Source organism: Gordonia marina (genome assembly GCF_052036135.1).
Lineage (GTDB): Bacteria > Actinomycetota > Actinomycetes > Mycobacteriales > Mycobacteriaceae > Gordonia.
This window is the reverse complement of the sequence record NZ_JBPSDN010000041.1, coordinates 18,478-32,146: the sequence shown is the minus strand read 5'-3', so window position 1 is coordinate 32,146 and position 13,669 is coordinate 18,478. Positions and strand designations below refer to the sequence as shown.

Below are 13,669 nucleotides of genomic sequence, written 5' to 3'. Positions count from 1 at the left end.
CGTCCCGCCCGTCGAGTTCGAGACCACCCATTGGGCATCCCACGAGGTCGCCCGCTACCCTGAAGACCAGGTTCCGATCGGAACCGGTTCCAGATAACCGAGCCTCCACCAAACCCGGGGCGCTTCAGCAATGATGAGGGAGGCCAAAGCCGACGTGTTGGCGTTCTCGGCGTTCCCGAAAGCGCATTGGCAGAAGATCTGGTCGAACAACCCCATCGAGCGGCTGAACAAGGAAATCAAACGCCGCGCCGACGTCGTGGAGATCTTCCCGAACGCCGCTGCCTTCCTCCGCCTCGCAACCGCGGTCGTCATCGACGCCCACGACGAATGGCAAGTCACCCGCCGCTACATGTCCGAAGTCTCCATGGGCGAACTCCGCGAAGTCCTCACCGAAAAGGCCAAGGCCGCCGAAACCCTCGACTCGCCACCACAGATCGCATAACGTTCACCACGACTCGTTGATCAGAACGCGTGACACACGCCCGATCCGAAGTCCACCACTCCACGGGACGCTATCCTCCACGAACGCCGCGTACGACGCGAACGCCGGCGCGACCGCAGCCTCGGGGCCACCGACGAGCAGCTCCCATTTGTACTGCGAATACGCCCGCGATACGGGATCCCGCAGCACCAGGACCACTTTGGCGTCGGGCACCGCCGCCCGGTATCGGCCGGGCAGGTCGAGAAACGTGAGCGCGGGGGTGAAGTAGCCCGTGCGGGCGTTCCCCGTCTGCCGGCGCACGCGACGCATCTCCGTGACCGTCGGGTAGTGCTCCCGCCACACTTCCGGATCCGTGTCGAAAACCTCCTTGGCGAAGGGCGGGACGACGCTCGGGTGCGAGAACAGATTGGTCGCGAGATCAGACGTCCCGCTCTTGATCGAACCCACGCACGCGAAGTCGGGGAGCACTCTGCCGCCGCCGAGCTTGCGGAGCCACATCCGCCCGGGCGGCGGGGTACCCTCAATAGTGCCTCAACCCATACCAGCGCGCCACCAACGCCATCCTCCGCGCGCGGACCAACGGGCCGTTCGGCTCGAATCGCAACATCCGCAATTGCGTGTCGATGTCGTAGCAGTCGGTGTACCTGTGATCGTCCCGACTGCCCGCTGCCGACAGTGTCCGGCGCATTGGCCCCCCTCCTTCTCGTTCCCGTCCACCGCGCCGCACCGCTGTGCGGCGGCGACCAAACGATCCGCGTGCTCACGGGCACAAAGAACTCTCCCGGTTCGACAATAGTGCAGACCGGATGCCAGAAGGTCCGGTCCCGAACAGGGATACCGGACCTTCTGGGTATGGACAAACTCAACGAGCCAGCGAACCAGCTCCAGGAGCGAAAGAAACCTACTTGGCCTTCTCCAGCACCTCGACCAGGCGCCAGCGCTTCGACTTCGACAGCGGGCGGGTCTCCATGATCCGCACGCGGTCGCCGACGCCGGCGACTTCCTGCTCGTCGTGCGCCTTCACCTTGCTGGTGGTGCGGATGATCTTGCCGTACAGCGGGTGGCTCTTGCGATCCTCCAGCTCGACGGTGATCGTCTTCTGCATCTTGTCACTGACGACGTAGCCGATCCGCTCCTTGCGGCGGCCGCGCTCTTCGACGTTCACGTTCTGGTCCTCACTCATGCGTCGTCACCGTCCGGTCCGGACGCCAGGCCCAGCTCGCGCTCGCGCATGACGGTGTAGATCCGGGCGATCTCGCGACGCACGGTCCGCAGGCGGCGGTTGTTGTCGAGCTGGCCGGTGGCCATCTGGAAACGAAGGTTGAACAGCTCTTCCTTCGACTCCTTCAGACGGTCGACCAGGTCGGCGTCGTTGAGATCGCGGAGTTCGCCCGCAGCGATTCCGAGTGCCATCAGAACTGCTCCTCTCTGGTCACGATACGGGTCTTCATCGGGAGCTTGTGCTGCGCGCGACGCAGAGCCTCGCGAGCCACCTGCTCGTTGGGGAAGGTCATCTCGAAGAGGACGCGACCCGGCTTGACCGGGGCGACCCACCACTCGGGCGAACCCTTACCGGAACCCATGCGGGTCTCGGCCGGCTTCTTCGTGATCGGGCGGTCCGGGAAGATGTTGATCCAGACCTTGCCGCCACGCTTGATGTGGCGGTTGATCGCGATACGAGCGGACTCGATCTGACGGTTGGTGATGTAAGCGCTTTCCAGCGCCTGGATACCGTAGTCGCCGAAGGTGACCTTGGTTCCGCCCTTGGCCTGACCCTTCAGGCTGGGGTGATGCTGCTTGCGGTGCTTGACCCGACGAGGGATCAACATGCCTCAGCCCTCCTGGTTCTCGGCCTGCTCGGGAGCAGGCGCGGTGGCTTCCGCGGTGGCCGCTGCGCGACCGGCCTCGGTGCTGGTACCGGTGGTGCCCGACGACCCGCTGCGACGCGGACGGCTCGGGCGGCGCGAACGACGGTCCTCGGCAGCCGGAGCGGCCGCAGCCTGCTCGCGGCGTCCACCGACGATGTCGCCCTTGTAGACCCACACCTTGACGCCGATGCGGCCGAAGGTGGTCTTCGCCTCGAAGAAGCCGTAGTCGATGTCGGCGCGCAGCGTATGCAGCGGCACGCGTCCCTCGCGGTAGAACTCCTTGCGGCTCATCTCGGCGCCGCCCAGACGGCCGGAGCACTGGACACGGATGCCCTTGACGCCCGGCTGCCGCATGGCGGACTGGATCGCCTTGCGCATCGCGCGGCGGAAGGCCACGCGGTTGCTCAGCTGCTCGGCCACACCCTGGGCGATGAGCTGCGCATCCGCTTCGGGGTTCTTGACCTCGAGGATGTTCAGCTGCACCTGCTTGCCGGTGAGCTTCTCCAGCTCGCCGCGGATGCGATCGGCCTCGGCGCCGCGGCGGCCGATGACGATGCCCGGGCGGGCGGTGTGGATGTCGACGCGGACCCGATCACGGGTGCGCTCGATGTCGACACCCGAGATGCCGGCGCGCTCGAGGCCCGTGTTCAGCAGCTTGCGGATCGCGACGTCTTCCTTCACGTACTCGGCGTACTGCTTGTCCGCGTACCACCGGGTGTTCCAGTCGGTCGTGATGCCGAGACGGAAGCCGTGCGGGTTGATCTTCTGGCCCATGCTCAGGCTCCCTTCTTCTTCTGCTGACGCGAGCGCTTGCGATCGCCGACCGTGCCGACGCTCGAGACCACCACGGTGATGTGGCTGGTGCGCTTGCGGATACGGAAGGCACGACCCTGAGCGCGCGGCTGGAACCGCTTCATGGTCGGGCCCTCATCGGCGAACGACTCGGTGACGACCAGGGTGCGACGGTCCAGGCCGAGGTTGTTCTCGGCGTTGGCGACGGCGCTGGCCAGCACCTTCGAGACGGGCTCGGACGCGGCCTGCGGGGCGAACCGCAGGATGTCCAGGGCCTCGTCGACGTTCTTGCCGCGGATCAGGTCGATCACACGACGGGCCTTCATCGGCGTGACGCGCACGAACTTCGCCGTGGCGCGTGCACTCTGCACTGCGTTGTCTGTCTGAGTAGCCATGGTTTACCGGCGCTTCGCTTTCCGGTCATCCTTGATGTGACCCTTGAAGGTGCGGGTAGGGGCGAACTCGCCCAGCTTGTGGCCGACCATGTTGTCCGACACGAACACGGGCACGTGCTTGCGTCCGTCGTGGACGGCAAAGGTGTGACCGATGAAGTCGGGGATGATGGTCGAGCGGCGCGACCAGGTCTTGATGACCTGCTTGGTGCCCTTCTCGTTCTGCACATCCACCTTCTTCAGGAGGTGGTCGTCGACGAACGGGCCTTTCTTCAGGCTGCGTGGCATTTTTTACCTCCTCCTAGTTATCGCTTGTTCTTGCCGGTACGACGGCGGCGGACGATCAGCTTGTCGCTGTCCTTGTTCTTGCGGGTGCGGCCCTCGGGCTTGCCCCACGGGCTGACCGGGTGGCGACCACCGGAGGTCTTGCCCTCGCCACCACCGTGCGGGTGGTCGACCGGGTTCATCACGACACCGCGGACGGTGGGGCGCTTGCCCTTCCACCGCATACGGCCGGCCTTGCCCCAGTTGATGTTCGCCTGCTCGGCGTTGCCCACCTCACCGACGGTGGCGCGGCAGCGCACGTCGACGCGGCGGATCTCACCCGACGGCATACGCAGGGTCGCGTACGGACCCTCCTTGCCGAGGAGCTGGATCGAGGCGCCGGCCGAGCGAGCCATCTTCGCACCGCCGCCCGGACGCAGCTCCACGTTGTGGACCTGGGTACCGGTCGGGATGTTGCGCAGCGGCAGGTTGTTGCCCGGCTTGATGTCGGCGTTGGGCCCCGACTCGACGATGTCGCCCTGCTTCAGGTTCTTCGGCGCGATGATGTAGCGCTTCTCGCCGTCGATGTAGTGCAGCAGCGCGATGCGCGCGGTGCGGTTGGGGTCGTACTCGATGTGAGCGACCTTCGCGTTGATCCCGTCCTTGTCGTTGCGACGGAAATCGATCACGCGGTAGGCACGCTTGTGCCCGCCGCCGCGGTGCCGGGTGGTGATCCGGCCGTGCGCGTTACGCCCGCCCTTGCTGTGCAGGGGGCGGACCAGCGACTTCTCCGGGTGGTCACGAGTGACCTCGGAGAAGTCGGCTCCGCTCGAGCCGCGACGGCCAGGCGTCGTCGGCTTGTACTTACGAATAGCCATAGGTTTTCAAGTCCCTCTCTGAGCGCTCCGGTCAGGCGACCGGGCCCCCGAAGATCTCGATGGGCTTGCTGCCGTCACGCAGCGTCACGATGGCGCGCTTGGTGTCCTTGCGCTTGCCGTAGCCGTAACGAGTGCGCTTGCGCTTGCCGTTGCGGTTCGCCGTGTTGACGCTCTCGACCTTCACATCGAAGATCTTCTCGATGGCGATCTTGATCTGGGTCTTGTTGGCGTCCGGGTGCACCACGAAGGTGTACTGCTGCTCCTCGAGCAGGCCGTAAGCCTTCTCCGAGATCACCGGCGCCAGAATGATGTCGCGCGGATCAGCGTGCGTCGTCATGTCAGGCCTCCTTCTTGGTGTGCGCCTCGATGAAGGCGTTCAGCGTCTCGACGCTGAACACGACCTCATCGGAATCGAGGACGTCGTAGGTGTTCAGCTGGTCCGGCGCGATGGCGTGCACGTTCTGCAGGTTCGCGATGCTCTTGCGAGCGGCGTCGTCCTCACGGGAGAGCACGACGAGGAACTTGCGGCGATCGCTGATCGCCTCGAGGAACGTCCGCGCGGCCTTGGTCGACGGGGTCTGACCCTCGACGAGCTCGGTGACCACGTGGATGCGCTCGTTGCGCGCCCGGTCGGAGAGGGCACCGCGCAGGGCGGCGGCCTTCATCTTCTTGTTGACCTTCTGCGTGTAGTCGCGCGGCTGCGGACCGTGGACGGTGCCACCGCCGACGAACTGCGGTGCGCGGGTCGAACCCTGACGGGCGCGGCCGGTGCCCTTCTGGCGGTACGGCTTGGCGCCACCGCCGCGGACGGCGCCGCGGGTCTTGGTCGAATGCGTGCCCTGGCGGGCCGCGGCCTGCTGGGCGACGACCACCTGGTGCAGAAGCGCGATGTTCGCGTCCCGGTCGAACAGCTCGGCCGGCAGCTCGACGGTGCCGTCGGTGGCACCGGCCGGGGTGCGGACGTCGAGCGTCAGCGTGGTTGCGGTTTCGGTGCTCACTTGTCGCCACCCTTCACAGCGTCGCGAATCACCACGATGCCGCCCTTGCGGCCGGGGATCGCGCCCTTGATCAGCAGGAGACCGGCCTCGGAATCCACCTTGTAGACGGTGAGATTCTGGGTGGTCACCTTGTCGTTACCCATCCGGCCGGCCATCCGCATGCCCTTGAACACGCGGCCCGGGGTGGCGCAGCCACCGATGGAACCGGGCGAGCGGTGCACGCGGTGCGCGCCGTGGCTCGCGCCCAGGCCGGCGAAGCCGTGACGCTTCATGACGCCGGCGAAGCCCTTGCCCTTGGAGGTGCCGGTCACGTCGACCTTGGCGCCGTCGGCGAAGATGTCGACGCCGAGCTCCTGGCCCACCTCGAAGTCCGACGTGTCCTGCACGCGGATCTCGGCGAGGTGGCGGCGCGGGGTGACGCCCGCCTTGGCGAACTGGCCGGAGACCGGCTTGTTCACCTTGCGGGGGTCGATGGCGCCGTACGCGAGCTGCACGGCGGTGTAGCCGTCGCGCTCTTCGTCGCGGAGCTGGGTGATGACGTTGCCGCCGGCCGCGATGACGGTCACCGGGACGACCCGGTTGTTCTCATCGAAGACCTGGGTCATGCCGAGCTTGGTGCCCAGCAGGCCCTTCTTTGCAGTCTGGTTGCTCATATTCGCTCAGTCCCCCGTCACTGGATGTTGACGTCGACGCTGGCCGGCAGGTCGATGCGCATCAGCGCGTCGACCGTCTTCGGCGTCGGGTCGAGGATGTCGATGAGTCGCTTGTGCGTGCGCATCTCGAAGTGTTCGCGGCTGTCCTTGTACTTGTGCGGCGAACGGATGACGCAGTACACGTTCTTTTCGGTGGGCAACGGCACCGGGCCGACCACCCGTGCACCCGTACGGGTCACGGTTTCCACGATCTTGCGCGCAGAAGCGTCGATCGCCTCGTGGTCGTAGGCCTTGAGCCTGATGCGGATCTTCTGTCCCGCCACGCTGTGTCCTCTTCCGTCTGTATGTCTCTCGACGAACAGAACACCGCGCGGCGGGGCACCCGCCCCCTTCGACAAGCTCGGGGAGCAACGGGCGGCAACGTGAGCCACAATGACCACGGCCCGACCATGCGGGCGCGATCGACGCTGTTCTTTTCGTCGTTGTACGCTTCCCCCGGCACCCGCGGTCGGGCGTGTCGTGACCGTGATTCTCATCGAGAAGAGCACGCGTTACACGCCCGGCTCCGCGTTCGCGGCCCGGTGGAGTTCATCGCCTCGCGAGAGGCAACCCCCCAAGTATGCACGACGCCGCGCCGCAACCCAAATCGGTGCGCCCGCGGCCGTAGCGGCGCTTGGACACATGAGCAGCGCCCGCGGCCGCTGCTCATGTGTCTACCCGCTGCTACCCCACGACGGGTCAGTCCCGCAGGGTCTCGATGATCGCCGAGAAGTCCAGGCCCGCATGGTCTTCGGCGAAGGCCGCGTACAGCCGGGCGGCGTGCTCGCCGAGCGGAGCGTGCGAGCCGGTAGAGCCGACGGCGTCCATCGCCAGGCCCAGGTCCTTGTTCATCAGGGCGGTCGCGAAGCCCGGCTTGAAGTCGTTGTTGGCCGGCGACGACGGCGCCGGGCCGGGAACCGGGCAGTTCACCTGGATGGCCCAGCAGTTGCCGGTGGCACCGGTCACGACGTCGTACAGCGACTGCGCCGACAGGCCGAGTTTCTCGGCGAGTACGAAGGCCTCCCCCACCGCGATCTGCTGGACGGCCAGCAGCATGTTGTTGCAGACCTTCGCCGCCTGCCCGGCGCCGCTGGCACCGCAGTGGACCACCTTGCCGGCCATCGGCTCGAGCACCTCGCGCACCCGGTCGATCACCTCGTCATCGCCGCCGACCATGAAGGCGAGGGTCCCGGCGACGGCGCCCTTCACTCCGCCGGAGACCGGCGCGTCGACCTGGACGTGCCCGGCCGCCACCGCGCGCGCGTGCACCGCGCGGGCGTCGTCGACGGAGATGGTGGAACTGTCGATCAGCAGCGCACCCGGCTCGGCGGCCGGCAGCACGTCGTCGTACGCCGCGTGGACCACCGCCCCGTTCGGCAGCATGGTGATCACCACCTGCGCACCCGCCGCGGCCTCACCGGCCGAGGCGAAGGTCACCACCCCGGTGGCGCGGGCGGCCTCGACCGCCGCCGGTACCGGGTCGAAGCCGCGGACGGTGTGTCCGGCCGCGACCAGATTCGCGGCCATCGGGCCGCCCATGTTGCCGAGCCCGAGAAAGGCGATCGTCGTCATCGGAGTGCTCCTTGATCCTGGGTGAAACGCGCGGCGACCGAGCGGCCGAGCACCACGCGCATGATCTCGTTGGTGCCTTCCAGAATCCGGTGCACGCGCAGATCGCGGACGATCTTCTCGATCCCGTATTCGGACAGGTACCCGTAACCGCCGTGCAGCTGCAACGCCTGATCGGCGACGGTGAAGCAGGTGTCGGTCACGTACCGCTTGGCCATCGCGCACTGTTCGACGCGGTCGGCGGCACCGTCGTCGAGCGCTCGCGCCGCATGCCACAGGGTGAGCCGCGACGTGTGCAGGCCGGTCATCATGTCGGCGAGGGTGAACCGGATGGTCGATTCGTCGATCAGCGCCTCGCCGAACGCTTTTCGTCCGGCGACGTACGACGCCGCCGCGTCGAACGCGGCCTGTGCACCGCCGAGCGACGATGCCGCGATGTTGAGCCGCCCGCCGTTGAGTCCGCTCATCGCGATGCCGAAGCCGATCCCCTCCCGGCCGCCGAGAAGATTGGCGGCCGGGACGCGGACGTCGTCGAAGATCACCTGCGCGGTGGGCTGGGCGTGCCAGCCCATCTTCACTTCCTGCGCGCCGAAACTCAGTCCGGGAGAACCGTCTTCGACCAGGAACGTCGAGATGCCCTTCGGGCCCGGCCCGCCGGTGCGCGCCATCACGACGTACAGGCCGGAACTCCCGGCACCCGAGATGAACTGTTTGACGCCGTTGAGCACGTAGTCGTCACCGTCGCGGCGGGCCCGGGTGGACAGCGCGGCGGCGTCCGAACCGGCGCCGGGTTCGGTGAGGCAGTACGACGCGATGGTCTCCATGGTCGCCAGCCGCGGCACCCACGACATCCGCTGGGAGTCGGTGCCGTAGGCGTCGACCATCCACGCGCACATGTTGTGGATGGACAAGAACGCCGCGACGGCCGGATCGGCGTACGCCAGCTGTTCGAAGATCCGCACCCCGTCGAGCCGCCGCAGCCCGGAGCCGCCGGCGTCCTCGCGGCAGTAGACGGCACCCATGCCGAGGCCGGCGGCCTCACGCAGGACGTCGACCGGAAAATGCTTGGCCGCGTCCCATTCCCGCGCGAACGGCGCGATCCGCTTCGCGGCGAAACCCGCGGCGGTCTCGACGATCACCCGTTCGTCGTCGTCCAGACCCGTCAGGGACCCTGACAGCTCAGCCATGGCCGCCGCCTCAGTGCATCGTCGGGATGACGAACTCCGCGCCGTCCTTGATGCCCGAGGGCCAGCGCGTCGTGACCGTCTTGGTCTTGGTGTAGAACATGATCGACGCCGGGCCGTGCTGGTTCAGGTCACCGAAACCGGACCGCTTCCAGCCACCGAAGGTGTGGTAGGCGACCGGCACCGGAATGGGCACGTTGACGCCCACCATGCCGGTGTCGACGCGGGAGGTGAAGTCGCGGGCGGCGTCGCCGTCGCGGGTGAAGATCGAGACGCCGTTGCCGTACTCGTGCTCGGACGGCAGCGCGAGGGCCTCCTCGTAATCCTTGGCCCGCACGATCACGAGCACCGGGCCGAAGATCTCGTCGGTGTAGATCGACATGTCCTTGGTGACGTTGTCGAACAGGGTGGGGCCGATGAAGAACCCGCCGGAGAGGTCCTCGCCGTCGAACGACGACTCGTCGGCCGCCCGTTCCCGGCCGTCGACCAGCAGCTCGGCGCCCTGCGCCACGCCCTGCCCGATGTAGTCGACGACGCGGTCGCGCGCCGCCGCGGTGACCAGCGGCCCGTAGTCGGCCTTCGGGTCGAGGCTGTGGCCCACCCGCAGCGCCTTGACCCGCTCGATCAGCTTGTCGCGCAACGCGTTCGCCGTCTCCTCGCCGACCGGAACGGCGACGCTGATCGCCATGCAGCGTTCGCCGGCGCTGCCGTAGCCGGCGCCGATGAGCGCGTCGGCCACCTGCTCCAGGTCGGCGTCGGGCAGCACCACCATGTGGTTCTTGGCACCGCCGAAGCACTGCGAGCGCTTCCCGTTGGCGGCCGCGGTCGCGTAGATGTACTGCGCGATGTCCGAGCTGCCGACGAAGCCGAGGGCCCTGACGTCCGGGTGGGTCAGCAGGGCGTCGACCGCCTCCTTGTCGCCGTGCACCACCTGGAGCACGCCGTCGGGCAGCCCGGCCTCGGTGAACAGCTCGGCGAGCATCACCGGGACCGAGGGGTCGCGCTCGGAGGGCTTGAGGATGAAGGCGTTGCCGCAGGCCAGCGCCGGGCCGATCTTCCACAGCGGGATCATCGCGGGGAAGTTGAACGGTGTGATGCCGGCGACCACGCCGAGCGGCTGCCGCATCGAATGCACGTCGATGCCGGCGCCCGCGCCCTCGCTGAACTCACCCTTGATCAGGTGCGGGATGCCGATCGAGAATTCCAGCACCTCGAGGCCGCGCTGCACGTCGCCCTTGGCGTCGGCGAAGGTCTTGCCGTGCTCCAGCGACAGCCGGGTGGCCAGCTCGTCCATGTTCCGGTTGATCAGGTCGACGGCGCGCATCAGCACCCGCGCCCGCCGCTGCGGATTCCACGACGCCCACTCGCGCTGCGCGGCCGAGGCGATCTCGACGGCGGCCGCGACCTCGTCGGTCGAGGCCAGCGGCACCTGCGCCTGCACCTGGCCGGTGCTCGGGTTGAAGACGTCGGCGGTGCGGCCCGACGACGCGGCGTCGCCGATCGTCGCGCTGCGGTGGCCGTCGATGAAGTAGGGGATCTGCTCGGTCATGGAATCTCTCCTGGTGGTGGGGTCAGCGGTGCCGGAAGTTCGGCGTGCGTTTGTCGACGAAGGCGGTCATGCCCTCGGTCTGGTCGTCGGTGGCGAAGACGGAGTAGAAGAGGCTGCGTTCGGTGCGGACGCCCTCGGTGAGACCGGACTCGAAGGCGCGGTTCACCGCGTCCTTGGCCAAGGAGGTCGCCAGCGACGACTTGCCCGCGATCTCGGCGGCCATGCCGAGCGCGGTGTCGAGCGTCTCGGCGGCCGGCACGACGCGCGCGACCAGACCGGCGCGTTCGGCCTCGGCGGCATCCATCCGCCGCCCGGTCAGAATCAGGTCCATCGCCTTGGCCTTGCCGACGGCGCGGGTCAGTCGTTGCGAACCGCCGATCCCCGGGATCACGCCGAGATTGATCTCCGGCTGGCCGAACGCGGCGGTGTCGCCGGCGACGATCAGGTCGCACAGCATGGCGAGTTCGCAGCCGCCGCCCAGGGCGTAGCCGTTGACCGCCGCGATCGTCGGGGTGCGCAGCGCGGCGAGCCGGTCCCACTCGCCGAAGAACTGCTCGGCGAGCATCTCGCTGAACGACTTCTCCGCCATCTCCTTGATGTCGGCGCCGGCGGCGAAGGCCCGGTCCGAGCCGGTGATCACGATGGCCCCGATGCCGGGATCCTCGTCGAACGACGTCGCGGCGGCGACCACCTCGTGCATCAGCCGCGTGTTCAGCGCGTTGAGCGCTTCGGGCCGGTTCAGGGTGATCAGGCCGACGCGGCCGCGCGTCTCGGCGACGATCGTCGTGTAGTCCTCGGCGGGTCGTGCCGGGTCGGTCATCGGGCGTGCTCCTCGTCGGTGAAGGTCAGTTCCAGGTCGGGGGCGAGTGGCGCGAGGAAGGCGGCGACCCCGGCGGCCGACGGCTCCCGCGGGGGCCGCCAGGCGGGCGACCGATCCTTGTCGATCACCTGCGCGCGGATGCCCTCGGCCAGGTCGGGGTGCTGTAGGCAGCGCAGCGACGTCCGGTACTCGCGGCGCAGGATGTCCCGGAGGGAGTCGTCGGCGCGGACCGCCCGCAGTGCGGCCAGCGCGACGGCGACCGAGGTCGGCGACTTGCCTTCGATCCGGTCGGCGGTCTTGCTCGCCTCCGGGCTCTGCAGGGCCCGGCAACGCTCGACGATCTCGGTGACCGAGTCCGCGGCGAACGCCCCGGCGATCCATTCGCGCGCAGCGCCCAGCGCCGACGGCGGCGGCTCCACTGCGAAGCGCGCCACCGCGTCGTCGACCGGTGCGGTGGCGAGCGCGGCGCGCAGGTCGTCGAGGCGGTCGGCCGGGACGTAGTGGTCGGCCAGCCCCGCCGCGATCACGTCGGCACCGTCGAGCTGTACCGCGGTCAGCGCGATGTAGGTGCCCAGTTCGCCGGGGATCCGGGACAGCAGCAGGGTGCCGCCGACGTCGGGCACCAGGCCGATGCCGACCTCCGGCATGGCGAAGCGGGTGCGGTCGGTGACGATCCGGACGCTCGCGTGCGCGGAGATGCCGACACCGCCGCCCATCACGAATCCGTCCATGACCGCCACATACGGCTTGGGGTACTCGGCGATGGCCGCGTTCAACCGATACTCGTCGCGCCAGAATCCGGCCGATTCACTGGCCGCCGCAGCGGCATCACCGGCTCCCGCGACGGCGAGCGCGTCGGTGTGGATCGCGACGATGTCGCCGCCTGCGCACAGCGCGCGGTCACCGGCGCCGGACACCAGCACCGCGCGGATCGCGTCGTCGTGCCGCCAATCGTCGAGCCGGTCGGCCATCGTGCCGACCATGGCGCGATCGAGTGCGTTGAGCGACGCGGGACGGTTGAGTGTCAGCTCGGCGAGTCCGCCGTCGACGCGCACGAGCACGGGGTCGGTCGCGACGGTCGGCGATGTCATCGGTGGGTTCTCCTCTCGGCCCGGTCCAGCACCGGTGTGTCCATCGTCACCGGCCCGGCGAGCACGGGTCAACGACCAAGTCCGCACCTGCGCCCGTGCAATTCTGCCTCCGGCCTGGGGGCCGCGATGTGCGTTCCTGCCGTAGGCTCGGCTCATGGCCGATCTGCCGCCCCGGAGCGTCGATCCGCGCACCGTCCGCGCCGACGACCTGCGCTATCTCCTCGCCGTGTCCGGCAGCCGGAACCGCAGTGCGGCGGCCGCCGCCCTCGGGGTCGACGCCAGCACGGTGAGCCGCCGGATCCGCGCGCTGGAACAGGCGCTGGGTGTTCCGCTGATCCGGCAGGGCCCCACCGGCTGGGAACTGACCGACGCCGGGCGCGCCGTCGCGGAGACCGCCCGCAGTATCGAGAGCGCGGTGGACGGCGCGATCCGCGCGGTCACCGGGACGGCCGGCGACGCCCTGCGCGGCAACGTCCGGATCACCGCGCCCGACGCCTTCGGCACCTACTTCGTGGCGCCCGCGCTGGTCCGGCTGCGCGCCGCGCATCCCGGCCTCACCGTCGAACTGCTCACGGCGACAAGAGAGCTCAGTGTTCACCAGTCCGGCTACGACCTCGCGATCGCCGTCGGAACGCCGCTCGGCGGCCGGCTGGTGAGCGAACCGATCAGCGAATACGCGCTCGGTTTCTACGCGTCGGCCGATTACCTGGCGGACCACGGAGCGCCGGCGACGGTCGACGACGTCCGCGATCACCCGATCATCTGGTACGTCGACTCGTTGCTCCAGGTCGGCCAGCTGGACCTCGACAAGCACCTGCCCGGGGTGACGCCGCGGTTCATGTCCACCAATGTCTTCGCCCAGGTCGAGGCCACCCTGGCCGGCGGCGGCGTGGGCCTGCTCCCGGCTTTCGTCGCCGACCGGCATCCGGGGCTGCGGCGCGTGCTCCGCCGCGAGGTGGACGTCCGGCTCGGCTACTCCCTCGCCGCACATCGCGACCGGGTGACCGATCCGGTCGTCCGTGCCCTCCGCGACGCCGTGATCGGCGAGGTCCGCGCCCGCCGCTCCGAACTCCTCCCCGCCTGACGCCGACGCCGGCCGCCGTCACGTCGGCCGCGGTCACGACTCCGCC

At 68.7% G+C, this 13,669-nt stretch carries 18 protein-coding genes and 1 pseudogene; 2 read left to right on the top strand and 17 right to left on the bottom strand.

The window, feature by feature from the left end; genetic code table 11:
- Positions 1–124 precede the first annotated feature (124 nt).
- A pseudogene (locus ACSEEN_RS18820) lies at positions 125–442 on the top strand (transposase); the annotation flags it as partial.
- 3 nt (positions 443–445) lie between these two features.
- On the opposite strand, the gene ACSEEN_RS18815 reads toward ACSEEN_RS18820, so the two are convergent.
- The 17 genes from ACSEEN_RS18815 to ACSEEN_RS18735 form a co-directional block, all read right to left on the bottom strand.
- Positions 446–889, bottom strand: coding sequence for a sulfotransferase family protein (locus ACSEEN_RS18815; protein WP_440714013.1), 444 nt, complete (start codon positions 887–889; stop codon positions 446–448).
- A gap of 454 nt (positions 890–1,343) precedes the next feature.
- A complete protein-coding gene (rpsQ, locus tag ACSEEN_RS18810; RefSeq protein ID WP_247864962.1) occupies positions 1,344–1,625 on the bottom strand; it encodes a 30S ribosomal protein S17 in 282 nt (93 codons plus the stop codon).
- Positions 1,622–1,855: a 50S ribosomal protein L29 gene (rpmC, locus tag ACSEEN_RS18805; protein WP_247864963.1), complete on the bottom strand. Its 234-nt coding sequence runs from the start codon at positions 1,853–1,855 to the stop codon at positions 1,622–1,624. The genes rpsQ and rpmC overlap by 4 nt, the downstream gene beginning before the upstream one ends.
- Positions 1,855–2,271 carry a 50S ribosomal protein L16 gene (gene rplP, locus ACSEEN_RS18800; protein WP_105943244.1) on the bottom strand — a complete coding sequence of 139 codons (417 nt, stop codon included), beginning with the start codon at positions 2,269–2,271 and terminating at the stop codon, positions 1,855–1,857. The genes rpmC and rplP overlap by 1 nt, the downstream gene beginning before the upstream one ends.
- 3 nt (positions 2,272–2,274) lie before the next feature.
- The gene (gene rpsC, locus ACSEEN_RS18795) at positions 2,275–3,084 is read right to left on the bottom strand and encodes a 30S ribosomal protein S3 (RefSeq protein WP_247864964.1); all 810 of its coding nucleotides are present in this window, start codon (positions 3,082–3,084) and stop codon (positions 2,275–2,277) included.
- Positions 3,085–3,086: 2 nt separating this feature from the next.
- Entirely contained in the window at positions 3,087–3,497 is a 411-nt protein-coding gene (gene rplV, locus ACSEEN_RS18790) for a 50S ribosomal protein L22 (RefSeq protein ID WP_247864965.1), read from the bottom strand.
- Between the two features lie 3 nt (positions 3,498–3,500).
- A complete protein-coding gene (gene rpsS, locus ACSEEN_RS18785; RefSeq protein ID WP_006332376.1) occupies positions 3,501–3,782 on the bottom strand; it encodes a 30S ribosomal protein S19 in 282 nt (93 codons plus the stop codon).
- Positions 3,783–3,799: 17 nt separating this feature from the next.
- The gene (gene rplB, locus ACSEEN_RS18780) at positions 3,800–4,636 is read right to left on the bottom strand and encodes a 50S ribosomal protein L2 (RefSeq protein ID WP_247864966.1); all 837 of its coding nucleotides are present in this window, start codon (positions 4,634–4,636) and stop codon (positions 3,800–3,802) included.
- 31 nt (positions 4,637–4,667) lie between these two features.
- Positions 4,668–4,973 (bottom strand): 50S ribosomal protein L23, encoded by a 306-nt coding sequence (gene rplW, locus ACSEEN_RS18775; RefSeq protein WP_247864967.1) that lies wholly within the window; start codon positions 4,971–4,973, stop codon positions 4,668–4,670.
- A gap of 1 nt (position 4,974) precedes the next feature.
- Positions 4,975–5,634 (bottom strand): 50S ribosomal protein L4, encoded by a 660-nt coding sequence (gene rplD / locus ACSEEN_RS18770; protein WP_298443901.1) that lies wholly within the window; start codon positions 5,632–5,634, stop codon positions 4,975–4,977.
- Positions 5,631–6,287 (bottom strand): 50S ribosomal protein L3, encoded by a 657-nt coding sequence (rplC, locus tag ACSEEN_RS18765; RefSeq protein ID WP_298443903.1) that lies wholly within the window; start codon positions 6,285–6,287, stop codon positions 5,631–5,633. Before rplC ends, rplD begins: the two co-directional genes overlap by 4 nt.
- A 17-nt stretch (positions 6,288–6,304) precedes the next feature.
- Positions 6,305–6,610, bottom strand: a complete 306-nt coding sequence (gene rpsJ, locus ACSEEN_RS18760; RefSeq protein WP_003938093.1) for a 30S ribosomal protein S10 — start codon at positions 6,608–6,610, stop codon at positions 6,305–6,307.
- A gap of 415 nt (positions 6,611–7,025) precedes the next feature.
- Positions 7,026–7,898, bottom strand: coding sequence for a 3-hydroxyisobutyrate dehydrogenase (gene mmsB / locus ACSEEN_RS18755; protein ID WP_440714012.1), 873 nt, complete (start codon positions 7,896–7,898; stop codon positions 7,026–7,028).
- On the bottom strand, positions 7,895–9,082 hold the full coding sequence (locus tag ACSEEN_RS18750) for an acyl-CoA dehydrogenase family protein (RefSeq protein ID WP_440714011.1): 1,188 nt from the start codon (positions 9,080–9,082) through the stop codon (positions 7,895–7,897). The genes mmsB and ACSEEN_RS18750 overlap by 4 nt, the downstream gene beginning before the upstream one ends.
- 10 nt (positions 9,083–9,092) lie before the next feature.
- A complete protein-coding gene (locus ACSEEN_RS18745) occupies positions 9,093–10,628 on the bottom strand; it encodes a CoA-acylating methylmalonate-semialdehyde dehydrogenase (RefSeq protein WP_298443914.1) in 1,536 nt (511 codons plus the stop codon).
- Positions 10,629–10,650: 22 nt separating this feature from the next.
- Entirely contained in the window at positions 10,651–11,448 is a 798-nt protein-coding gene (locus ACSEEN_RS18740) for an enoyl-CoA hydratase (RefSeq protein WP_440714010.1), read from the bottom strand.
- Positions 11,445–12,539 (bottom strand): enoyl-CoA hydratase/isomerase family protein, encoded by a 1,095-nt coding sequence (locus tag ACSEEN_RS18735; protein ID WP_440714009.1) that lies wholly within the window; start codon positions 12,537–12,539, stop codon positions 11,445–11,447. The genes ACSEEN_RS18740 and ACSEEN_RS18735 overlap by 4 nt, the downstream gene beginning before the upstream one ends.
- A gap of 154 nt (positions 12,540–12,693) precedes the next feature.
- Between ACSEEN_RS18735 and ACSEEN_RS18730 the strand changes: the two genes are divergently transcribed.
- A complete protein-coding gene (locus ACSEEN_RS18730) occupies positions 12,694–13,623 on the top strand; it encodes a LysR family transcriptional regulator (RefSeq protein WP_440714008.1) in 930 nt (309 codons plus the stop codon).
- Positions 13,624–13,669 lie beyond the last annotated feature (46 nt).